This is a genomic window from Pantoea sp. USHLN256 (assembly GCF_037149875.1).
In the GTDB taxonomy this organism is placed as follows: Bacteria; Pseudomonadota; Gammaproteobacteria; order Enterobacterales; family Enterobacteriaceae; genus Pantoea; species Pantoea nemavictus.
In genome coordinates this window covers 52,587-74,952 of record NZ_JBBCQO010000012.1, presented here as the reverse complement: position 1 = coordinate 74,952, position 22,366 = coordinate 52,587, and the positions used below count along the sequence as shown (strand labels likewise).

The 22,366-nt window shown below is 52.1% G+C and carries 23 protein-coding genes; 10 read left to right on the top strand and 13 right to left on the bottom strand.

All coding sequences use genetic code 11. The features are described from left to right. Nucleotides 1–51 precede the first annotated feature (51 nt). The 3 genes from pfkA to cpxP all read right to left on the bottom strand — a co-directional run bounded on the left by pfkA (nucleotide 52) and on the right by cpxP (nucleotide 2,839). Nucleotides 52–1,014, bottom strand: coding sequence for a 6-phosphofructokinase (gene pfkA, locus WFL93_RS21160; RefSeq protein ID WP_007885343.1), 963 nt, complete (start codon nucleotides 1,012–1,014; stop codon nucleotides 52–54). Between the two features lie 207 nt (nucleotides 1,015–1,221). Beyond that, nucleotides 1,222–2,124 (bottom strand): CDF family cation-efflux transporter FieF, encoded by a 903-nt coding sequence (gene fieF / locus WFL93_RS21155; protein ID WP_007885341.1) that lies wholly within the window; start codon nucleotides 2,122–2,124, stop codon nucleotides 1,222–1,224. A gap of 202 nt (nucleotides 2,125–2,326) precedes the next feature. Beyond that, the gene (gene cpxP / locus WFL93_RS21150) at nucleotides 2,327–2,839 is read right to left on the bottom strand and encodes a cell-envelope stress modulator CpxP (RefSeq protein ID WP_007885340.1); all 513 of its coding nucleotides are present in this window, start codon (nucleotides 2,837–2,839) and stop codon (nucleotides 2,327–2,329) included. A gap of 150 nt (nucleotides 2,840–2,989) precedes the next feature. On the opposite strand from cpxP, the gene cpxR reads away from it, so the two are divergent. Genes cpxR through trmL form a run of 3 tightly spaced genes read left to right on the top strand, consistent with a single transcriptional unit; the run spans nucleotide 2,990 to nucleotide 5,570 of the window. Beyond that, nucleotides 2,990–3,688 carry an envelope stress response regulator transcription factor CpxR gene (cpxR, locus tag WFL93_RS21145; RefSeq protein ID WP_007885339.1) on the top strand — a complete coding sequence of 233 codons (699 nt, stop codon included), beginning with the start codon at nucleotides 2,990–2,992 and terminating at the stop codon, nucleotides 3,686–3,688. After that, entirely contained in the window at nucleotides 3,685–5,061 is a 1,377-nt protein-coding gene (gene cpxA, locus WFL93_RS21140) for an envelope stress sensor histidine kinase CpxA (RefSeq protein WP_007885338.1), read from the top strand. Before cpxR ends, cpxA begins: the two co-directional genes overlap by 4 nt. 35 nt (nucleotides 5,062–5,096) lie before the next feature. Continuing rightward, nucleotides 5,097–5,570: a tRNA (uridine(34)/cytosine(34)/5-carboxymethylaminomethyluridine(34)-2'-O)-methyltransferase TrmL gene (gene trmL / locus WFL93_RS21135; RefSeq protein WP_007885336.1), complete on the top strand. Its 474-nt coding sequence runs from the start codon at nucleotides 5,097–5,099 to the stop codon at nucleotides 5,568–5,570. On the opposite strand, the gene cysE is transcribed toward trmL, so the two are convergent. The 5 genes from cysE to WFL93_RS21110 form a co-directional block, all read right to left on the bottom strand. Further along, a complete protein-coding gene (cysE, locus tag WFL93_RS21130; protein ID WP_007885334.1) occupies nucleotides 5,567–6,382 on the bottom strand; it encodes a serine O-acetyltransferase in 816 nt (271 codons plus the stop codon). The genes trmL and cysE overlap by 4 nt on opposite strands. A 69-nt stretch (nucleotides 6,383–6,451) precedes the next feature. Beyond that, a complete protein-coding gene (gpsA, locus tag WFL93_RS21125; protein WP_007885332.1) occupies nucleotides 6,452–7,471 on the bottom strand; it encodes an NAD(P)H-dependent glycerol-3-phosphate dehydrogenase in 1,020 nt (339 codons plus the stop codon). Next, complete coding sequence (gene secB, locus WFL93_RS21120; protein ID WP_007885330.1) at nucleotides 7,471–7,935, bottom strand: protein-export chaperone SecB; 465 nt, start codon at nucleotides 7,933–7,935, stop codon at nucleotides 7,471–7,473. Before secB ends, gpsA begins: the two co-directional genes overlap by 1 nt. A 40-nt stretch (nucleotides 7,936–7,975) precedes the next feature. Beyond that, nucleotides 7,976–8,230, bottom strand: coding sequence for a glutaredoxin 3 (grxC, locus tag WFL93_RS21115; RefSeq protein ID WP_007885328.1), 255 nt, complete (start codon nucleotides 8,228–8,230; stop codon nucleotides 7,976–7,978). 18 nt (nucleotides 8,231–8,248) lie between these two features. Then, a complete protein-coding gene (locus WFL93_RS21110; RefSeq protein WP_007885326.1) occupies nucleotides 8,249–8,680 on the bottom strand; it encodes a rhodanese-like domain-containing protein in 432 nt (143 codons plus the stop codon). Between the two features lie 249 nt (nucleotides 8,681–8,929). Here WFL93_RS21110 and envC point away from each other — a divergent pair, with 249 nt between their 5' ends. From envC to WFL93_RS21095, 3 genes are all read left to right on the top strand, one after another. Then, nucleotides 8,930–10,231, top strand: a complete 1,302-nt coding sequence (gene envC / locus WFL93_RS21105) for a murein hydrolase activator EnvC (protein ID WP_180822704.1) — start codon at nucleotides 8,930–8,932, stop codon at nucleotides 10,229–10,231. Between the two features lie 3 nt (nucleotides 10,232–10,234). Further along, entirely contained in the window at nucleotides 10,235–11,140 is a 906-nt protein-coding gene (locus WFL93_RS21100; RefSeq protein ID WP_442955901.1) for a divergent polysaccharide deacetylase family protein, read from the top strand. Nucleotides 11,141–11,278: 138 nt separating this feature from the next. Further along, nucleotides 11,279–12,379 carry a glycosyltransferase family 9 protein gene (locus WFL93_RS21095; RefSeq protein ID WP_336778979.1) on the top strand — a complete coding sequence of 367 codons (1,101 nt, stop codon included), beginning with the start codon at nucleotides 11,279–11,281 and terminating at the stop codon, nucleotides 12,377–12,379. Between the two features lie 72 nt (nucleotides 12,380–12,451). Here the strand turns inward: WFL93_RS21095 and WFL93_RS21090 are convergent, their stop codons facing one another. The 4 genes from WFL93_RS21090 to rfaD are packed head-to-tail and all read right to left on the bottom strand — an operon-like array spanning nucleotide 12,452 to nucleotide 16,533. Then, the gene (locus WFL93_RS21090; RefSeq protein ID WP_152929123.1) at nucleotides 12,452–13,546 is read right to left on the bottom strand and encodes a glycosyltransferase family 9 protein; all 1,095 of its coding nucleotides are present in this window, start codon (nucleotides 13,544–13,546) and stop codon (nucleotides 12,452–12,454) included. Next, the gene (gene rfaC, locus WFL93_RS21085; protein ID WP_336778978.1) at nucleotides 13,539–14,537 is read right to left on the bottom strand and encodes a lipopolysaccharide heptosyltransferase RfaC; all 999 of its coding nucleotides are present in this window, start codon (nucleotides 14,535–14,537) and stop codon (nucleotides 13,539–13,541) included. Before rfaC ends, WFL93_RS21090 begins: the two co-directional genes overlap by 8 nt. A 2-nt stretch (nucleotides 14,538–14,539) precedes the next feature. Then, complete coding sequence (gene rfaF, locus WFL93_RS21080; RefSeq protein WP_049851581.1) at nucleotides 14,540–15,583, bottom strand: ADP-heptose--LPS heptosyltransferase RfaF; 1,044 nt, start codon at nucleotides 15,581–15,583, stop codon at nucleotides 14,540–14,542. Between the two features lie 17 nt (nucleotides 15,584–15,600). Beyond that, entirely contained in the window at nucleotides 15,601–16,533 is a 933-nt protein-coding gene (gene rfaD, locus WFL93_RS21075; protein ID WP_049851580.1) for an ADP-glyceromanno-heptose 6-epimerase, read from the bottom strand. Between the two features lie 231 nt (nucleotides 16,534–16,764). Here rfaD and WFL93_RS21070 point away from each other — a divergent pair, with 231 nt between their 5' ends. The 3 genes from WFL93_RS21070 to WFL93_RS21060 all read left to right on the top strand — a co-directional run bounded on the left by WFL93_RS21070 (nucleotide 16,765) and on the right by WFL93_RS21060 (nucleotide 20,181). Beyond that, nucleotides 16,765–17,961: a glycine C-acetyltransferase gene (locus WFL93_RS21070; RefSeq protein WP_336778977.1), complete on the top strand. Its 1,197-nt coding sequence runs from the start codon at nucleotides 16,765–16,767 to the stop codon at nucleotides 17,959–17,961. 11 nt (nucleotides 17,962–17,972) lie between these two features. Then, the gene (gene tdh / locus WFL93_RS21065; protein WP_049851578.1) at nucleotides 17,973–19,001 is read left to right on the top strand and encodes an L-threonine 3-dehydrogenase; all 1,029 of its coding nucleotides are present in this window, start codon (nucleotides 17,973–17,975) and stop codon (nucleotides 18,999–19,001) included. Between the two features lie 73 nt (nucleotides 19,002–19,074). Beyond that, complete coding sequence (locus WFL93_RS21060; RefSeq protein WP_336778976.1) at nucleotides 19,075–20,181, top strand: glycosyltransferase; 1,107 nt, start codon at nucleotides 19,075–19,077, stop codon at nucleotides 20,179–20,181. Here WFL93_RS21060 and WFL93_RS21055 read toward each other — a convergent pair. Then, nucleotides 20,178–21,197: a glycosyltransferase family 9 protein gene (locus WFL93_RS21055; RefSeq protein ID WP_007885309.1), complete on the bottom strand. Its 1,020-nt coding sequence runs from the start codon at nucleotides 21,195–21,197 to the stop codon at nucleotides 20,178–20,180. The two genes, WFL93_RS21060 and WFL93_RS21055, sit on opposite strands and share 4 nt — an antisense overlap. Before the next feature lie 166 nt (nucleotides 21,198–21,363). Here WFL93_RS21055 and WFL93_RS21050 point away from each other — a divergent pair, with 166 nt between their 5' ends. Beyond that, nucleotides 21,364–22,353: a glycosyltransferase gene (locus WFL93_RS21050; RefSeq protein WP_071531029.1), complete on the top strand. Its 990-nt coding sequence runs from the start codon at nucleotides 21,364–21,366 to the stop codon at nucleotides 22,351–22,353. The last annotated feature ends 13 nt before the right edge of the window (nucleotides 22,354–22,366 follow it).

Here is a 22,366-nt window from a genome sequence, read left to right as displayed (position 1 = left end):
ATGAACAGGCATAAAAAAGGCGCGAATCTCGTCGCGCCTTGATGATAATGATTAGTAGAGTTTTTTCGCGGTATCCAGCCAGTCGCGTTTAAATGGACGCTTCATGTTTTCAATCGCGTCGATGATGTCGTGATGCACCATCTTCTCGTTCTGAATACCGACGCAGCGGCCGCCATAACCCTGCAGCAGCAGTTCAATAGAGTATGAACCCATGCGTGACGCCAGGATGCGGTCATATGCACAAGGAGCGCCACCACGCTGAATATGGCCGAGCACGGTCGCGCGCGTTTCGCGTTTGGTTTCAGCTTCGATGAAATGCGCTAAATCGTCGATATCACAGATGTGCTCGGTGATGGCCACAATGGCGTGCTTTTTACCTTTAGCAATGCCGGCTTTGATTTCAGAAACCAGCTCTTCACGCGTATAAGGAATCTCTGGTAGAACGATGAATTCACAACCACCCGCAATCGCTGCCGCCAGCGTCAAATCACCGCAATAACGGCCCATCACTTCGACGATAGAAATACGCTGGTGCGAAGATGAGGTGTCGCGCAGACGGTCAATGGCTTCAACCACCGTTTCCAGCGCTGTGAAGTAGCCGATGGTGTAATCAGTGCCCGCTACGTCGTTATCGATGGTGCCCGGCAAGCCGATGCATGGGAAGCCCATTTCGGTCAGGCGCTTAGCACCCATATATGAACCATCCCCACCGATAACCACCAGCGCATCAATACCGCGCTTTTTCATGTTATCAATCGCAGTCTGGCGCACTTCATCGTTACGGAATTCTGGGAAGCGCGCGGAGCCGAGGAAGGTGCCGCCGCGGTTGATCATGTCTGACACGCTATAGCGGTCGAGGTTGATCATGCGATCTTCGTACAAACCCAGATAGCCGTCGTAAATACCAAAAACTTCCAGTCCTTCACTCAGCGCGGAACGTACAACTCCGCGGATGGCTGCGTTCATGCCTGGGGCGTCGCCGCCGCTGGTCAGTACTCCGATTTTTTTGATCATGACAACCTCTGGATTGTTCAAAACTAAGGATTATTCCTGCCATGTGTCTGGCGTGGAGCAGCTCGCGATCGCATGGCTTAATAGTTGCAGATAGTATATCAAAGGCTTGCTGCTGAATTGATTCAGGTCAGACAAGTTTTCGCTAATTTTTTACAGAGTTGTTAGCGTTACGTCACTTTCTTTGTGTAATTGCATGATTTTAAATCGCTAACCTTGAAAAAAGCCGTGTTGGTTACTCGGCACAACTGAACAGGGATCTTGATGGATGATCACGTCTGAGCCGGGAAACTTCTTTAGTAATGCCTGCTCAATTTGATCGGCCACCTGATGCGCCTGCACCAAGGGTAACTGATCTTCCATCTCCAGATGCAGTTGGATAAAACGCGTGGGCCCCGATTGTCGCGTGCGTAACGCATGTGCACCGCGTACGCCCGGCCAGTTGCTCACCACGTTAATAATCTCCTGCGTTTCATGCTCGGGCAGTACGCGGTCTAACAGCGCTTGTACTGCGTCATAACCCATTCGTAACGCGTTATAGAGAATATAAACACCGATGCCGAGCGCGAACAAAGCATCAGCCCGTACAAAACCATAGCTGCTTAAACCGAGTGCGACCAATATTGCACCGTTCATTACCACATCAGATTGATAGTGCAGCATGTCAGCCCGAATCGCCTGGCTGCGTGTACGACGCACCACCCAGCGCTGAAAAGCGACCAATGTCAAAGTGGAAAATAACGCAATGACCGTCACGACAATACCTACCAGCGGCGCATTTAACGTTTCAGGTGACGCCAAATGCTGAATGCCGGTAAGAAACAGAAACAGCGCCGAGCCTGAAATAAACATGCTCTGTGCCAGCGCGGCCAGTGATTCCGCTTTACCGTGCCCAAAGGTGTGATCGTCATCGGCAGGCTGCAGTGAATATCGCACCACCAGCAAGTTGGTAAGAGAAGCCGCGATATCCACCAAAGAATCCACTAGCGCCGCCAACATACTGACCGAACCGGTATGCCACCAGGCAAAAATTTTCACAATCAACAGCAATGTCGCCAGCGTGGTTGCCGCCAGCGCCGCCCGATTGACTAATTTTGCATAGGAAGAATCCATGCTATGCCTCGCCGGGTCGCACATAGCAAAGGTGCGGCCTTTTAATCCTAAGATGGCTAAAGTTTATCATCGGCAGAAGTGTGCTGCGTGGTTGAATTTTAAGGCAATGATGTTAGAGAGAAATGACAGACAAAAAAAACCCCGCCATCATGGCGGGGAAGACAGGGATGGTGTCTATGGCAAGGAAAACAGGGATACTATGTTACTGGTTACTGCTGGTACTACTCACTGCTTGCAGCGGTGATGATGGCTGCAATCCTGAGAGCCGACGAACTTCAGCGAGTCGTCGCTCATAATTCTTCTGCAATGTCGCTTGCTGTGCAGGCGTTAGCAGGTGGTACATCTGATTACGAACCCGAGCCATCTCGACTTGCTGCTCTACCGCTGCGCGGGCTTGTTTCTCTGCCTGCTGTCGAATAGCCGATTCGTTAAATTTGTCTGCAATGACAAGGTCATGCATAGTTTCTATGTCTTGAACGCTGATTGTTGGGCGCTCATGGCGCGCTTGCTGCATCAGGTCTCGCATCTGTTGCCGCTGCTGTTCAGTCAGCTCAATGCCGTCGAACATGTAGCTTTGCGGATTTTGCGTCATACTGCCTGTCGTCAATCCGCTGTTCGGATGCATCTCGTCAATCGTCGTCGTGTCTGCTGCTTCGGCGCTGGCCTGACTGAGAACCATCGCTGAGGCAATGACGACGGCGGTTAAGTAGCGCATCGTTAACTCCCAGTTCGTTCCGTTTTGCGATTCAACGAGAGCCAGTGTACGGCGATGGCTGCAAACATCCGTCAGGGGGTGTAAAACTACGTAAAGCGTTGGATTGCAAGTCAAGGAACACGGTATTTTGCCTGCGGAGGGCAATAAAAAATGAATAAAATCCTGTTGGTTGATGACGACCGCGAATTAACTTCGCTGCTTAAAGAACTGCTTGAGATGGAAGGTTTTGAGGTGATTGTGGCAAGCGATGGTGAGCAGGCTCTCAACCTGTTAGACAACACCGTAGACTTGCTATTGCTTGATGTGATGATGCCGAAGAAGAACGGTATCGACACTTTGAAAGAACTACGCCAACAGCACCAAACTCCAGTCATTATGCTGACTGCACGTGGCAGCGAACTGGATCGCGTTCTCGGCCTTGAACTGGGCGCGGACGACTATCTGCCTAAACCGTTTAACGATCGCGAACTGGTGGCGCGTATCCGTGCCATTTTGCGCCGTTCAAACTGGAGCGAGCAGCAACAGCAGCACGATAACAGCTCACCGACGTTAGAAGTTGACTGCTTGCGCCTGAATCCAGGCCGTCAGGAAGCCAGCTTCGATAGCGAAACGCTGGATCTCACCGGCACCGAATTCACCCTACTCTATTTGCTGGCACAGCATCTGGGTCAGGTGGTTTCGCGTGAGCACCTAAGTCAGGAAGTGTTAGGTAAACGCTTGACACCTTTTGACCGTGCTATCGATATGCACATCTCTAACCTGCGTCGTAAATTGCCGGAACGTCGTGATGGTCACCCGTGGTTTAAAACCCTGCGCGGACGCGGCTATCTGATGGTTTCGGCATCATGATTGGAAGTTTAACCACCCGCATCTTCGCCATCTTCTGGCTCACGCTAGCGCTGGTGTTGATGCTGGTTTTAATGGTGCCCAAACTTGATTCGCGCCAGATGACTGCGTTACTGGAGAGCGAGCAGCGTCAGGGCACCATGATTGAACAACACGTTGAAGCGGAGCTGTCTCAGGACCCACCAAACGACTTGATGTGGTGGCGTCGTCTGTTCCGCTCCATCGACAAATGGGCACCGCCCGGTCAGCGTTTGCTGCTGGTAACCAGCGAAGGCCGTGTGATTGGCGCGCAGCACAATGAAATGCAGATTATCCGCAACTTTATTGGCCAGTCTGATAATGCCGATCATCCGCAGAAGAAGAAGTATGGTCGCGTTGAGATGGTAGGACCGTTCGCCGTTCGCGATGGCGAAGACAACTATCAGCTGTACCTGATTCGTCCGGCCACCAGCTCGCAGCTTGATTTCGTAAATCTGCTGTTTGACCGCCCGCTGTTGCTGCTGATTGTCACTATGTTGATCAGCTCGCCGCTGCTGCTTTGGCTAGCATGGAGTTTGGCGCGCCCAGCCCGCAAACTTAAATATGCTGCAGATGAAGTGGCAAGCGGTAATTTGCGCCAGCATCCGGAACTGGAATCAGGGCCGCAGGAGTTCCTGGCCGCGGGTTCAAGCTTCAACCAAATGGTGAGCGCACTCGAACGCATGATGACCGCTCAGCAGCGCTTGCTGTCTGACATCAGCCACGAATTGCGGACACCATTAACTCGCCTGCAGCTGGCAACCGCGCTGCTACGCCGACGTAATGGTGAGGGCAAAGAGTTGCAGCGTATTGAAACTGAAGCGCAGCGTCTTGATGGCATGATTAACGATTTGTTGGTGCTGTCACGCACGCAGCACAACAATGCGCTGGTTAGCGAAGCGATGAAAGCCAACCAGCTGTGGAACGGCGTGCTGGAAGATGCCAAATTTGAAGCCGAGCAGATGGGGAAAATGATGGATGTGCCCTATCCGCCTGGCCCATGGCCGCTGTACGGTAACCCGCACGCGTTGGAGAGTGCGTTGGAGAATATCGTGCGTAATGCTTTGCGCTATTCGAATTCGCACATCAGCGTTAGCTTTTCGGTGGATATTGAGGGTATCACTATCCATGTCGATGATGATGGTCCGGGTGTCAGCCCAGAAGATCGCGAGCAGATATTCCGTCCGTTCTATCGTACTGATGAAGCGCGCGATCGTGAATCCGGCGGTACCGGTTTAGGTCTGGCGATCGTTGAAACAGCCGTTCAGCAGCATCGCGGTTGGGTCAAAGCCGATGATAGCCCGTTAGGCGGCTTGCGCCTCACGCTGTGGTTACCGCTGTACTCCGCCCGCCAATAATTTGTTATGCTTCGGCCCTCGTTTCTGGGGGCCTTATGCTAAACATTGTTTTATTTGAACCTGAAATCCCGCCAAATACCGGCAACATCATCCGCCTGTGCGCGAATACCGGTTTCCAGTTACACCTTATCGAACCGCTTGGTTTTGCCTGGGATGATAAGCGCCTGCGCCGTGCCGGGTTGGATTATCACGAATACACCGCTTTGAAAAAACACGCTAATTACGCGGCATTTATTGCAGCTGAAAACCCACAGCGTATGTTCGCCCTCACTACCAAAGGTACGCCTGCACACAGCGCGGTGAGCTATCAAAAGGGTGATTATCTGGTGTTTGGTCCGGAGAGCCGTGGCTTACCCGCAGAGATGCTCGACGCGTTGCCAGCCGAGCAGAAAATCCGTATCCCTATGATGGCAGAAAGCCGCAGCATGAATCTGTCTAATGCAGTTTCGGTAGTGGTGTATGAAGCGTGGCGCCAACTCGATTATGCTGGCGCCCTGATTAAAGGCTAGATGCCGTCGCCGTATTCAAAGCCCGCACCATTAAAGTGCTGATCCATATCCATCGACGGTTTATCACTGGTCGGTTTGCCAACAATACGCGCTGGCACACCGGCCGCCGTAGTATGCGGCGGCACGGGTTGCAGGACGACAGAACCGGCGCCAATTTTTGCACCGCGTCCCACTTCAATATTGCCCAGAATCTTGGCGCCCGCGCCAATCATCACCCCTTCACGAATTTTCGGATGGCGATCGCCGCTGGTTTTGCCGGTACCGCCGAGCGTCACCGATTGCAGTATTGAAACATCATTTTCAATGATGGCGGTTTCACCGATGACGATACCCGTAGCATGGTCGAGCATGATGCCGCGTCCAATGCGCGCCGCCGGGTGAATATCCACGGCAAATGAGACGGAGATTTCATTCTGCAAATAAACAGCCAGCGCGCGGCGCCCCTCTTTCCATAACCAGTGACCAATGCGATAAGCTTGCAGTGCATGAAAGCCTTTCAGATAGAGCAGCGGCGTGGAGTATTTATCAACCGCTGGGTCACGCTGACGTACCGCCTGGATATCGTAAGCCGCAGAAACAATCATTTCCGGATCTTCACGGTAGGCTTCTTCCACGATTTCGCGAATGGCGATAGCGGGCATAATGGGATTTGCCAGCTTATTGGCAAGCATATAGCTGAGGGCGCTACCGAGGTTTTCGTGTTTAAGCAATGTCGCATGGTAAAAGCTGGCCAGCATTGGTTCACAGTCAGCCAGCGCGCGGGCTTCGGCTTTGATATGGTTCCAGACCAGTTCTAACTCTTCAGACGACATTGCTGTTTGCTCCCGATAAAAAAAGCGCCTGATAGGGCGCTACAGGTGGTGACGCTGGCGCATCCTGCTTCAGCTTTGGCTGTTTTCGTCCTTCCTTGCACGGCCAAGTAAAGTCAATGCTGCCTCTCGCGCAGATTTTCCGCAATAGAGCACCTGATAAATCTGTTCAGTAATCGGCATTTCAACGCCAACACGAGCCGCTAATGCTTTGACTTCTTTGGTATTTCTATAGCCCTCTACAACTTGTCCGATAATGCGTTGCGCATCCTCCACGCCTTCACCTTGCCCCAGCATCATGCCGAAACGACGGTTACGTGACTGGTTATCGGTACACGTCAGCACCAGATCGCCCAAGCCTGCCATGCCCATAAAGGTGGTGGCATCGGCACCAAGCGCTGCGCCAAGCCGGCTCATTTCCGTCAGGCCACGTGTAATCAGTGCGGTTCGCGCATTGGCACCAAAGCCAATTCCGTCAGAAATTCCGGCACCAATCGCAATCACATTCTTCACCGCGCCGCCTAACTGCACGCCGATGAAATCCTGATTGTTGTAAACGCGGAAACTTTTGCCGCAATGCAGCTTTTGCTGCAAATCTTCAGCGAACTGCGCGTCGGTTGATGCCAGCGCAATAGCAGTTGGCATGCCTGCCGCCAACTCTTTGGCAAAGGTTGGCCCGGAAATCACCGCTAACGGAATCGCATCCCCGAGGATTTCACGCGCCACATCCTGCAGCAAACGACCGGTCTCTTTCTCCAGACCTTTGGTTGCCCAGACAATCCGCGAATCGGCACGCAAATGCGGCTTTAGCTGCGTTAATACATCACCAAAGACATGACTTGGCACCACAACCAACAGATCGCGGCTGGCATTAACCACTTTCGCCAGATCGGCTTCAGGAACGAGATTATCAGGGAAAGGAACATCGGGCAGGAAAGCGGCATTGCAGCGGTCTGCTTGCAACTGCGCCACGCTTTGCGGGTTGTGGCCCCAAAGCAGAACTGGATGGCCATTGCGGGCCAGCGTGATGGCCAATGCGGTGCCGTACGAGCCGGCACCGATCACGCTAATTGAAGCGTTGAGTGTAGTCATCAGGCATCCTGATGTGGCGCTTCGCCTTCACCTTGCTGCTGCAGATAATTCATGAACAGCGCATCAAAGTTAACTGGCGCCAGGTTGAGCTGCGGGAAAGTCCCACGAGACACGAGACTGGTTACGCATTCACGTGCGTACGGGAACAGAATGTTCGGGCAGTAAGCACCGAGGCAATGCGCCATCTGCGTACCTTCAATACCGCTGATAGTGAAAATACCGGCCTGCTGAACTTCGCACAAGAATGCGGTTTCTTCGCCAACGGTTGCCGTTACGGTGACACGCAGAACAACTTCAAAAACGCCGTCAGCCAACTGAGAAGAGGCGGTATCCAGATCCAGCTTAACTTCTGGTTCCCACTCTTTCTGGAAAACCTGTGGCGCGTTTGGCGCTTCGTAAGAGACATCTTTGGTATATACACGTTGAATCTGGAACTGCATTTCGCTGTTGCTTTGTTCTGACATGTGACTAAATCCTGTGAGTTAAAATTGTCTGACCGAAAAGTTATGCCTGGAGTAAAGGATCAAGTCCCTGACGCCCATCCAGCGCGTAAAGATCGTCACAGCCGCCAATGTGCTGCGCATCAATAAAAATCTGCGGCACCGTGGTTCGGCCGCTGCGTTGAATCATCTCTTCACGTTTCGCCGCGTTCCCGTCAATGGGAATCTCCTGGAACGACACGCCTTTCTGATCCAACAGCGCCTTTGCACGGTGGCAATAAGGACAAGTGACTTTGGTGTAGATCTCAACATTCGCCATACGGTTACCTCTGAGAAGTTATTTACCGCGCACCAGTGGCAGATTTTCACCACTCCAGCCGCTCACGCCATCCTTCAATACGGAGACTTTCTCGAAACCTGCAGCGCTTAATTTAGCCGCAGATTCACCCGCACTTTGACCGGTAGCGCAAACTACAATTATGGGTTGTGACTTGTGCTTTTCCAGCTCGCCAAAACTCTCTTTTTTGATGTCTGCTGCCGCTACGTTGATAGCCCCAGAAATGTGTCCTTTGCGGTAGTCGTCACGTGAACGAACGTCTACCACCACCGCGTCCTCTTTATTAATCAGGTGGGTTGCTTCACCACGACTGATGGTTTTTACCTTAGAGAACATACCTTTAACGGTGGTCACAATCACGAGAACGAGTAAAGCAACCCATGCCAGACTGAGGATGGGGTGATTGCTTGCAAACTGCATAATTTCTTGCATGAGGGGTAACGACTCCAAACCGGGCTGATAAGCTAAAACAAGGGTTCTGAGTATACCTGCGCCACTTCGCATGTACAGTCGCTAAGGGGACAGAGTTACGATTTGTGCGTCATTTTCCAAAAAAAGTGTTCTAATCCCAAAATTAAGACAAAGTTTATGCCGGTAAGCTCGGTACAGACATTTTTAGCAAAGTAAAACCCGGCCGGGCTAACTGGTAAGCGGCTGTTCATCGTGGAATAATTATCGACTATGAAGGGAAAAGCGACCGTTACACACACAAGGACCCGTCACAACGGCACTGCGCATCCGTTGTCATTCCGCTGGTCCGAAATCTCCCTGAGTCTGCTTCTGGCGGGCACACTGTTAATACCTGCTGCTGCTCGCAGTGCGGATGACAGCAAAACGCAGTTGAAGTCCATTCAACAGGACATTGCCGAGAAAGAGAAAAGCGTTAAAGCGCAAAAGCTTCAGCGCAGTAAACTGTTGGACCAGCTGCAAAGTCAGGAAAAGGTGATCGCGCAAGCTAGCCGTCAACTGCGTGAAACACGCAATAGCCTGAGCACGCTTGATGGGGAAATTACCCAGATTACGTCATCAATTTCTCGTCTGGAAAAGCAGCAAGCACAGCAGGAAAAACTGCTGGCGCAGCAGCTTGATGCCGCCTTCCGTCAGGGACAACACAACGGTTTGCAGTTACTGCTTGGTGGTGAAGAAGCTCAACGCAGTGAGCGTATTCTTGCCTATTTCGGCTATCTCAACGCCGCACGTCAGAAAAACATCGACGATCTCAAGCAAACTCAGCAGCAATTAGCCGAACAGCGTCAGGCATTACAAGGTAAGCAAGACCAACAAAAATCCTTGTTAGCTCAGCAGCAAACGCAACAAGACAAACTGCAAGTGGCCAGCGCAGCGCGTAAGAAGACGCTCAGCGTGCTGGAAAGCTCGCTGGAAAAAGATCAGGCCGATTTGGTTGAGATGCGCGAGAACGAAAGCCGTCTGCAAAGCAAAATCGCCAAGGCTGAACGTGAAGCGCGTGAACGTGCCGAACGCGAAGCGCGCGAGGCCGAGAAGGTGCGCCAGCGTCAGGCGCAGGCGAAAGCCAAAGGATCCAGTTATCAGCCAACGCAGAGTGAACGCGAGCTGATGGCGCGTACCGGTGGATTAGGCAAACCCGGCGGGCAAGCGGTTTGGCCGGTACGTGGACGTATTGAACATCGCTTCGGTGAATCGATGCAGGGCGAACTGCGCTGGAAAGGTCTGGTGGTTGATGCGCCAGAAGGCACCGAAGTGAAAGCCATCGCTGATGGACGGGTATTAATGGCCGACTGGCTGCAAGGCTACGGTCTGGTTGTAGTACTGGAACACGGTAAAGGCGACATGAGCCTTTATGGTTACAACCAAAGTGCACTGGTGAGCGTAGGTGCTCAGGTGAAGGCAGGACAGCCTATCGCCCTTGTGGGCACCAGCGGCGGCCGCGGCACGCCTTCGCTCTACTTTGAAATCCGACGTCAAGGACAGGCCGTCAATCCACTACCGTGGTTAGGAAGATAAGTTTTGTTTCAACCCTTTAAGCTCTCGGCCGCCCTGTGCGGCCTGTTTATGACACTTTCCGCCCATGCGGGCAAACTCTCCATCGTGATCGATGACTTTGGTTACCGGCCGGTTGAAGAGAATAAAGTGCTGCAGATGCCCACGGCAATTTCTGTTGCGGTATTGCCCAATGCGCCACATGCGCGCGCGATGGCCACAAAGGCGCATCAGGGCGGCCGCGAAGTGCTGATCCATCTGCCAATGGCTCCACTCAGTAAACAGCCGCTGGAGAAGGACACGCTGACGCCGGAGATGAGCAGCGCCGAGATCGAGCGCATCATTCGTGAAGCCAGTGGCAAAGTGCCCTACGCGGTTGGGCTGAATAATCACATGGGCAGTAAAATGACCTCCAGCCTGCCCGGGATGCAGAAAGTGATGCAGGTGCTCAATCACTACAACTATTACTTTCTCGATAGCATGACGATTGGTAACAGCCAGTCGATACCGGCAGCGCAAGGCACAAACGTTAAAGTGCTGAAACGTCGAGTATTCCTCGATGATAGCCAGAACGAAGCCGCCATCCGCACGCAATTCACCCGCGCAGTGAAGCTGGCACAGCGCGATGGTTATGCCATCGCCATTGGTCATCCGCATCCTACAACGGTGCGCGTACTGCAGCAGATGTTGCCGTCCTTACCCGCCGATATTACGCTGGTGCGCCCAAGTCAGCTGCTGAATGAGCCGCTGCATCACGGCTCAACCTCGTCGCCCGCTAAAACCCTACCACTACCAGATTCACGTTTCCGCGCGCCGGGCGTGTGTAAGGCTGGCAAGCCGTTGCCGCCGGTGCCACAGAGCCGGGTATGGCAGGTACTGGAAGAGAGCATCGTAAACAGTTATGTTGCGCATCAATTGAGCCAGCTTTTTTAAGATTTTCGCCGAGGCCCGGTGACGTCAAACTGGGCCAAAGTACCGCTCTGCTCAGTGAAAAATGAAACTAATAAATTGGGCGCAGGTCATACAGGTTTCAGTTGGTTAATTTTAATGATGATGGAATGAATTCTAATAATGCGTAAATTGTGGAAAATAAAGGCACTTGATAAAGCGATCAGGTTGTACATGCTGGTGAAAGGCAATCCACTGCAAACACCACCCGACCTGGCGAATATCGATGCCCGTCATGTTGTTATTTTCTCTACTACCGCATTAGGTGATTTTCTCTTTAACTCCCCCGCAATAAGAGCAGTGAGACAGCGCTATCCCACAGCGATCATTACCCTTGTCGCCCATCAGAAGTTTGCTGATTTTTTAAAAGATGGCGAAGACTGGGATAATTTAGTTTTCTGGAATAATAAAGCCATCACTTTGCCTGACATGCTTAAAAATTTAGGCAAGTTTCCAAAACCTGATTTAACGCTGCTTTTACACTCACACGAACCTTACGACTATATCGCGGCACTATTCGCGGGCTCGAAATGTATTATTAAAGATAACTATGTTGACCATTTCGCTTATCGTGACAAATGGTTATCAAGATATCAGATTGATTTTCGCGGTCACATCATTGAGCGTAAACTCTCATTAGTAGAGGCCTTAGGATGCGACAGCTCAAATATTGAAATGAAGATGCCCTTTCCGATCGCTGAGAAAAAGGTTAACAGCTCACCGCTTGTTGGATTTCAACTGGGAGCATCAACAGCAGAACGTTGCTGGGCACCGCAACACTTTGCATCAGTAGCCAGTTCATTATTCATAACGCATACAGGCTTAAAAATTACGCTTATCGGTGGTCCAGATGATAAACACCGTGCTGAAACATTTCTCCAGCATTTGCCGGAATCTTTTCATTCTCGAGTGAGTAATCGTGTCGGGAATACCAGCCTGCCTGAACTAACAGACCTGCTGAATAATCTGGATGTGCTATTAACTGGCGACACGGGTCCTTTGCATATTGCGGTTGCGATTAAAACCCCTACGGTTGGCTTGTTTACTACCGCAAATCCCTTTGCAACCGGCCCTCTGCAGAATCCCGAACTGCACGATATCATCCATATTCTTCCGGACAAGGATCGCCAGAATAGCGCACATATCATGGATGTTATTGAACCCAGTATGGTAATTGAAAAACTATCACATAGGCTGGCTTTAAAAGCCCAAACTAAGCATTAATATTTATTACTCGAATAATAAGGTTTAATATCGGAAACTCTGCTTTCCGATATTAATCAACTGATTCTCTTATCATCGTTCGCCTAGAATCCTCAGATCTTTCATGGCGCAGATAATATCATCTACTTCGATGCTTGAAACTGGATGATGTTTATCCCTGGTATAGAGTTGGCGAGCGGTATCGTATCCTGGTCCCCAAACCTTACTATTCACGAATTCACCGTGGAGATCATTACCATAAAGGCTGACCAACGGTTTTTTCCATGCGGCGGCAATGTGGACAATTGCGGTGTCAGGAGAGATCACCATGTCTGCTAAGCGAACGATTTCACATGCGCCGGTCAAAGTGGGATAAGGATTGATGATCGCATCCAAATGCGTCAACTGCTTAATCCTGGCCGGATCGCCAACCACAATAACCTCTACCTGCTGCCATTCTTGTTTAACTCTTTCAATCAGTGCATTCAGCTGTGACAGCGACATATCCCGGCGCGGATCGGCAGCATAGGGATTGATAACAATCTTATATGGCGCTGATATGCCCGACATAAATTCATGAATCTCACTGCGTACCGCGTCAGGCACATGAATGTCATAATCGGTACTAAAGGCGATAAAATCAAAACTTTCCATTAGCAACTGATAACGCTCAGTTACGTGGCTGGAATATCCGAGATAATCTAATGACTTATTATAGATATTAAAGCCTTTTTTATTAAATCCAACCACATTACTGGCATTCAACGTTTTAAGTAACAGCAAGTGGAACGGGGAAATTTTATCCCCCATATCGATAACAACATCATAGTTATTTTTCGCCAGAGCCTTAGCTTGCTCCAGCTTATGTTTGTTATCCTTCCCCACCACATAATACTTATTCACATAGGGATTAAATTCGATGATTTTGGCATTATTTTTTCCTGCCAATACGTCAACGACATATCCTGCACGCTTAAACTCACGGAATAGTGAGGTTGAAACCACCATATCGCCAATTTTATCGTCATCGCGTAAGAAAAGTACGGATTTACGCTCTGAAATCGCAAACTGTCGCTTTGAGCGATGATCCAATATCAGCCGTGCAATATGCAAGCGCAACGCTTTCATCAAATAATTACGCTGACGGTTAAGCGCACGCAGTTTGGCGAATTTTTTCTTCTTATCCACGGCTGATTTGTCCGGCATCTTGTGGGGAATGTAATAAGGTTTCAAGCTGAATAAAAACATCCTGCGCAGCAATCGAGGCCAGATTGTTATCCTGCGCTTTAAGTTCATGCTGGTTCTTACCATATCCGCCAATCAATCCCGGATCGGTCGGCCCAAATAACGTGATATTTGGGCGGTCCAGTGCTGCGGTCAGATGACTTAAACCGGTATCCACCGAAACCACCGCACGCGCGCCTGCTAATTGCTGCGCTACCTGCTCAAGGCTTAATTTCGGCAGCACCTCAACATGTTCAAAGCCTTCCGCCAGGCGCTGCGCGCGCTGATGCTCGTGCTCTGCGCCCCACGGCAACTTTATGCGCAGGCCCGTTGGCTGCACTAGTTCGATCAACTCGCGCCAGTGTGATTCAGGCCAATGTTTGTTGTCGCGCGTGGTCGCGTGCAGAAACACCAGATAGGGCTGCGCATCATGCGGCAGCGTTGACAGGAAATGATCGGCAATGGCGTAGTCACCCTGGGTAGCGGGCTTTGCATAGCCGAGGCTCTTAGCAAACAGCTCACGCGTGCGTTCTACGGCATGCTGTTGCTTGTCGATTTCATGACGCTTGTCGTACCACCAGCTAGCAAAAGGCTCGCGTGCACTGCGGCTGTCCTGGCCGTGTTTCTCACCTTTTGCCAGACGTGTGACCAGCGCGGCGCTTTTGATCAAGCCCTGCGCATCAAGCACCACATCATATTCACGTGATTGCAGTTCCCGCTTGAAGCGCACGCGCTCTTCACGCTGCTGGCTGCCAAACCAATGCTTGCGCCAGCGGCGAATCGCCACAGGCAACACTTTATCCACAGCGGGATGCCAGCTCGGGATTTGGGCGAAATTCTCTTCAACGACCCAATCGAACCGAATGCCTGGAATGGCCTGCATCGCATCAGTGAGCGCCGGTAACGTATGCAGCACGTCTCCCATCGAGGAGGTTTTAACAATCAAAACGTGCATTTCTACTCCTGCACCGGATACAGCAACGCGCTCAATTCCTGATGAACACGCGCCGGCTGAATATCAATCAGGCTTTGGTGATAACCCTGCTCGGCATCGCCTTTGCGGACTTTGTGATAGCCGGTGATCAAACGAATAATGCGAGCATGCTGGGACAACGGCGGAGTGAAATCCGGGCTGCTTGGGCCATACAGCGCCACTAGCGGACGATTCAGCGCAGCTGCAATGTGCATTAAACCCGAATCGTTACTGACTACGGCGGCGCAGTTCGCCAGCAGAATCACCGCTTGCTCCAGTTGCGTATCGCCAGCCAGATTGCGGCAATGTACACGTGCCGCTTCCGACAGCGTTTGAATAATGGTATCGCCGGTTTCACGATCTTTCGCCGAACCGAACAGCACCACCTGATAACCTTCGCCAATCAACTGTTCTGCCAGCGCGGCGTAATGGTAATGCGGCCAGCGTTTTGCCGGTCCGAACTCGGCGCCCGGGCAAAAACCGATGACCGGACGATCGGCTGACAGGGCAAACTGCGCCGCCGTCATGCGTTTCTCATCGTCATCAACACGCAGTTGCGGCCATAGCAACGGCTGCGGCAGTTGCTGGGCTGAAGCGAGCGGTTTGTCGTAGCCGAGCGCAACATAGCGCTCCACCATCAACGGAAACGCCGCTTTATCCAGCACGCGTACGTCATTCAATACGCCATAACGCATCTCGCCGCGCCAACCGGTGCGACGTTTGATTCCGGCAAAAAACGGCACCAGCGCTGATTTGAAGGAGTTCGGCAACACATAGGCGCGGTCATAGCCGCTCGCCTGCAGGGTTTTCCCCAAACGGCGCCGCTCACCCAGCGCTAATGCGCCATGCCCGAGCGGCATCGCCAGCGCCTGGTTCACTTCCGGCATGCGCGACAGTAACGGGCGGCACCAGGCCGGCGCCATCACATCGATCACCGCCTCAGGATGCTCAGCCTTGAGCGTGCGATAGAGACTTTGCGACATCATCATATCGCCGACCCATGATGGGCCAATAACCAGAATTTTCATCGCTGGAGCCGCTTTCCTTATGCGCTACGGTTTAGCCAGGCCATGTATTCGCCCACGCCTTGCGCGACGGTTTTAAATGGCTTGTCGTAACCGGCTGCACGCAGATTAGTGAGATCGGCTTGAGTAAACGCCTGATAGCGACCTTTCAGCTTATCCGGGAATGGAATGTACTCAATCTGGCCTTTCTGATGGAAGTTCAGCACCGCATCCGCCACTTCCTGGAAAGACTCGGCACGGCCGGTACCGCAGTTATAAATACCGGATACGCCGTTTTCCCAGCACCACAGATTTACGGCAACCACGTCATCGACATGGATAAAGTCGCGGCGGAAGCCATCGCTGCCTTCGAACAACTTCGGATTTTCATCATTGCCGATCTGCGTATTGAGGTGGAACGCCACGCTGGCCATGCCACCTTTATGACCTTCACGCGGACCATAGACGTTGAAGTAACGGAATCCGCATACCGGTGATTCGGCTTCTGGCAGAATCTGGCGCACATAGTGATCGAACAGCATTTTTGAGTAGCCGTAGACGTTCAGCGGCTGCTCGTACTGGCGCTCTTCGATGAAGTTCTCATTGCGGCCACCGTACGTCGCGGCAGAAGAGGCGTACAGGAACGGGATTTCACGCTCCAGACAGAAATGCAGCAGATCTTTTGAGTACTGATAGTTGTTATCCATCATGTACTTGCCATCCCATTCGGTCGTTGCCGAGCAAGCACCTTCATGGAATACCGCTTCGATTGGACCCAGATCTTCGCCAGACATGATGTAGCTGAGGAACTCCTCTTTATCCATGTAATCGGCGATATCGAGATCGGCCAGATTCACGAACTTGGTGCCATCCTTCAGATTATCCACCACCAAAATGTCGGTAAGACCGCGGTCGTTCAGCGCTTTAACAATGTTGCTGCCAATCATGCCAGCGCCACCGGTTACGATAATCATATGCTTTGCCTTTAAAGAGTTGGGGTGCAACAGGAGGTTTCACCCACGAATGCCTAACATCATAACATTTCAGCCAGACGCAGGCAGCCAGATGACTCCGGAAGCGCTGCACAAATCCTGTCCGCAGCGTGAACTATGCTGCAAAACCGAGATATTGATGGCTGAAATATCGTCTATTCGCTTTTCGATCAGTAATATGTGCCAAAATTTTGCTATCTGAGGAGCAGAATCATGTCCAGTCAGTTTTATTCGCAAATTCGTCAACAGCTTGAGACAACACGTCACGACGGATTGTTCAAACAAGAACGCACCATCACGTCGGCGCAGCAGGCGGAAATCAACGTCGCTAATAGCCCGCCCGTCATCAACTTTTGCGCCAATAACTATTTGGGTTTAGCTAATCATCCGGCATTAATCCAGGCGGCGAAAGACGGCATGGATTCACACGGCTTCGGCATGGCCTCAGTGCGCTTTATCTGCGGCACGCAAGACATCCACCAGCAGCTCGAGCACAAGTTAGCCGAATTCCTTGGTATGGAAGACGCCATTCTGTTTTCCTCCTGCTTTGATGCCAACGGCGGCCTGTTTGAAACGCTTCTCAGCGCGGAAGACGCGATTATTTCGGATGCACTCAATCATGCATCGATCATTGATGGCGTGCGTCTGTGCAAAGCGCAGCGCTATCGTTATGCCAACAATGACATGCGCGAACTGCGCGCACGCTTGCAGGAAGCACGCGACAAAGGCGCTCGTCATATCCTAATCGCCACCGACGGCGTGTTTTCTATGGATGGCGTGATTGCCAATCTGCAGGGGATTTGCGATCTGGCGGATGAGTTCGATGCACTGGTGATGGTTGATGATTCGCATGCAGTGGGCTTTGTCGGCTCGGCCGGGCGCGGCACGCACGAATATTGCGGCGTGATGGACCGCGTCGACATCCTGACCGGCACGCTGGGCAAAGCGCTGGGCGGCGCATCCGGTGGTTATGTGGCAGCGAAGAAAGAGGTTGTGGAATGGCTGCGCCAGCGCTCGCGCCCTTACCTGTTCTCCAACTCACTGGCGCCGGCGATTGTGGCTGCCTCGCTGCGCGTGCTGGAGTTACTGAGCGAAGGCGATGGTTTACGCCAGCGACTCTGGGAAAACGCGCGCTTCTTCCGCGAACAAATGACCGCCGCTGGTTTCACACTGGCTGGAGCCGACCACGCCATCATTCCCGTGATGCTGGGCGATGCCAAAGTGGCGCAGCAATTCGCCAGCCTGTTACAGCAGGAAGGCATTTACGTCACCGGTTTCTTCTATCCAGTGGTGCCGCAAGGCCAGGCGCGTATCCGTACACAAATTTCGGCCGGACATACACAGGCACAGCTGGAACACGCGGTTGCCGCCTTTACGCGCATTGGTCAGCAGCTGGGCGTTATCGCTTAAGGAGCAGGTACATGAAAGCACTCGCCAAATTAAAAGCTGAAGAAGGCATCTGGATGGTCAACGACGCTCCGATTCCGGAGCCGGGCCACAATGACCTGCTGATTAAGATCCGCAAAACCGCCATCTGCGGCACCGACGTGCACATCTATAACTGGGACGACTGGTCACGCAAAACCATTCCGGTACCGATGATCACCGGACACGAATATGTGGGTGAAGTGGTGGGCATGGGGCAGGAAGTGAAAGGTTTTGCCATTGGCGATCGCGTATCCGGTGAAGGCCACATCACCTGCGGTCATTGCCGTAACTGCCGTGCGGGACGCACCCATTTATGCCGCAATACGGTCGGTGTCGGCGTCAATCGTCAGGGCTGCTTCGCCGAATATCTGGTGATCCCGGCTTTTAATGCTTTCAAGATTCCCGACAATATCTCTGATGAGCTGGCGGCCATTTTCGATCCCTTTGGCAATGCGGTTCACACCGCGCTGTCGTTTGATTTAGTCGGTGAAGATGTACTGATTTCTGGTGCCGGCCCGATTGGTATTATGGCGGCGGCGGTGTGTAAACACGTCGGCGCACGCCATGTGGTGATCACCGATATCAATGAATATCGCCTCGAGCTGGCGCGTAAAATGGGCGTAACGCGTGCGGTTAATGTGGCGCAGGAGAATCTGCGTGACGTGATGACCGAACTTGGCATGACCGAAGGCTTTGATGTTGGACTGGAAATGTCCGGTGCGCCACCCGCGTTTCGTACCTTGCTGGACGTCATGAACCACGGCGGCCGCATCGCGCTGCTGGGAATTCCACCGGGCGAAATGTCCATTGACTGGAATCAGGTGATCTTTAAGGGGTTATTCATCAAAGGCATTTACGGCCGTGAGATGTTTGAAACCTGGTACAAAATGGCCGCACTGGTACAGTCTGGCCTCGATCTAACGCCAATCATTACCCATCGTTATCACATTGATGCGTTCCAACAGGGCTTTGATGAGATGCGTTCGGGGCGATCCGGCAAAGTGGTATTGAGCTGGGATTAATCGCGCGGTGTAGCGTCCTGAGTACCTAAACGGTATAAAGGGCGCTCTTACTGGCCACTCATTTGGACGTGATATGCGCATTTTGATGATTATTGATGGTTTACCGGGCGGCGGCGCGGAAAAAGTCGTGTTAACCCTGAGCGAATCGATTCATAAAATGGGACATCACGTTACGCTCTACTCACTCGATGAAACCTGCGCCTATGCGCTGCCTGAAGGCATTGAATATCGTGTGATTACCTCACCCAGCAGTGCGCCGTGGCGCAAGCTGACCGAATTGTCGCGTCGCGCTAATAAGCTTGATGAAGTGTTACGTCAGGATGAGGCGCAGAACGGCAAGTACGACCTGGTCATTTCCAATCTGCATAAAACTGACCGCATCGTTGCGCGCAGTAAAGCTATCGATGCAGCCCGCTTGTGGTACTGCATTCATGGCGTGCTCTCTTCAACCTATTTGGGACACCGTAAAGGACTCAACTACTGGCTGAAAAAGCGCAAAATGGCCGGCATTTATCAACAGCGTAATATCACTGCTGTGTCGCAAGCCGTGCTGGATGACATGGTTGATGTGATGGATGTGCACCCCGCCAAAACCGCCGTCATCAACAATCCGTTTGATTTACAAGCATTACGCGCGCGCGCGAATGACGCCTGCGATCTGGCTGGCAGTGAATACCTGATCAACGTGGCGCGCATCCATCCGCAAAAACGCCAGGATCGTCTGCTGGAAGCCTTTGCGCAATCTGGACTGGCATCTCGCGCTAAGCTGGTGCTGCTTGGCACCGGCACTGAAGAACGCATTGCCGCAGCGAAACAGCTGGCACAAACGCTCAACATTGCCGATCGCGTGCTATTCCTCGGTTTTCAATCCAACCCGTTCCCGTACATCAAACATGCGCACCTGATGGTGATGAGTTCGGACAGCGAAGGTTTTGGCAATGTGATCGTGGAGTCTTTGATGCTTGGCACGCCGGTAATCAGTACCCGCTGCCCGGGCGGTCCAGAGGAAATTCTGGTCAAAGCCGGCATGCCAGAAATGCTCACCGAGATTGATGCGGGCGCATTAGCCCGCAAGATGGTCGAGGTTTATGACCAACTGCCGGAAATAAATGAAGAGGCACTTAATCAATACGATGTGACGGCCATCAGCCGTCAATATGTCGAACTCGCGTCACGTTAACGCTGCTGCAATTGCTGCCACGCTTGCCAGACCGTTTCTAGTGAGATATCACGACACTCGCCCGAATCGGTCTGCATAATTTGATACTCCCCCGACCACGGATGCCATTGGCTGGCGTCAGTATCGCCAAAGAAAACTACCTGTTTTTTATGCAGCCCGGCGGCAAGATGCATCTGCCCACCATCGCTACACAGAATCTGCTCACAGCGATCAAAACCTGCCACCAATTCGCGAACCGATGCGGTGGGATAGCGCGCCACCCGCGGTGAGTTTACGCATTGCATCAGCTCATCGCTGCGTGCCGCATCTCCTTTATCATTGAGATCAAGCGTTCCCTGCGGCGACCAAAACACCAGTACCTGTGCCTGTTCATCCTCCAGCAGCTTATTGATAAAAGCCGCATAGGACGCCACCGGCCAGCGGCGTTTAGGGCTGCGACTGCTGATGTGCACGCCGTAAACTTTGCCCGGTTGGGGGAACAGTGCGCTAACGCGCTTAGCCGCCACTTCACGTTCGCTTGCGGAAAGATAGAGATTGACCGCAGGGACGGCTGGCGGGGTTTGGGTCAGCGCTGAGAGATACGAATAGGTGTGTTCAACCTGATGCTCGCCACGGAAATCGCTTTTCTGGAAAGGATGATCAAGCTCGGCATCAGTCTGAGCCGCGCCAATTACGTTGCCTGCACCGGCCATTTTCGCCAACCGCAGGCTATATTTACACGGCACAGGATTCGCCAGAATCGTGGCATCAAAGCGTGTTTTACGCAGCGCCAGCATGACCTTCACGCGCTGCCAGTAAACGCCCAGCGTGGTTTCGTTTTTACTGCGATGCTTGGCTTTCTTATAAACATATAAGCGATCAACATGTGGATTATGGCTCACCACATCCTCAGCAACTTTGTTCACCAGCAGCGTCAGCTTTGCATCGGGAAAAGCCAGTTTCAAACCTTCCAGTAGCGGCGTGGTACACACCATGTCGCCAATGTTGTCGCGCCTAATCACGAGAATATTTTTCATGCTGATGCCCAGATTGAGGAGTTTTTTATCGAACGTTCAGCGCCGACAAACTCTTAAAGATGCAGGAATGCTAACGAGCAAAACGCTTTTGACCATTATTGTGTAATAAGTTCTGAGTTCCTTACTAATAATTAACCTCATAGATACGTAAATTATTAGTTAAGCCATGTCGAATAAAACACCATTACTCACTGTCATCACACCTATGTTTAATGCAGGTGCGATGTTTGAGTCTTTCATGCAGTCGCTGCTGGCACAAACATTAACCTCGCTGGAAATCATCATCGTCGATGATGGTTCCACTGACGGTTCGGGTGCCTGTGCTGACGCTTATGCGCAGCAATACCAACATGTTGAGGTCATCCACCAAGCCAATGGCGGCGTATCACGCGCCCGCAATGCCGGCTTAGCATTGGCACGTGGCAAGTATGTTTCGTTTCCGGATGCTGACGACACCATGGATCCGGCGATGTATCAAACGCTGGTTGAGATGGCAGAACGCGATAATCTCGATGCCGCACAGTGCAATGCGGAGTGGTTTTTTAAAGCCAGCCAGCAAGTGAAACCTCTGATTCCGCTCGATCGCCTGACCAGCACCGAGGTGCTGAGCGGTCCAGAGTGGCTCAACAAAGCGCTGCAAACGCATCGTTATATGCATGTGGTGTGGTTAGGAATTTACCGCCGCGAATTAATCGAACAGATAAAACTCGATTTTGAGCCAGGCCTGCACCATCAGGACATTCCCTGGACCACCGAGTTCATGCTGAACGCTAAACGGGTGCGCTATACCGACCAGGTGCTGTATTGCTATTACATGCATGATGCCTCTATCAGCAACCGTAAGCGCACCGGTCAGCGCAACGTGGAGTATCAGCGCCATTACCTGAAAATTGCGCAATTACTGGAAGAGATCAATGCACGCTATCGCCATAAAGTGAAAATCTACCCGGCGTTTCACTACCAGATTACCCATGAGGCACTCAGCGTTTGTCACTGTATTCGCCGTGAGCCCGACGAGTCCGCACGCCAGGCGATGATTGCAGACCTGTTTGCCACGCAAACGCACAAACGCATGTTGCGTAACGCGCGCGGCGTACAGCAGTGGTATCAACTGCTGTTATGGCTGAGCCGGATTTATCGCTGGCGCAGGAAATAAGCGCTACGCCTGG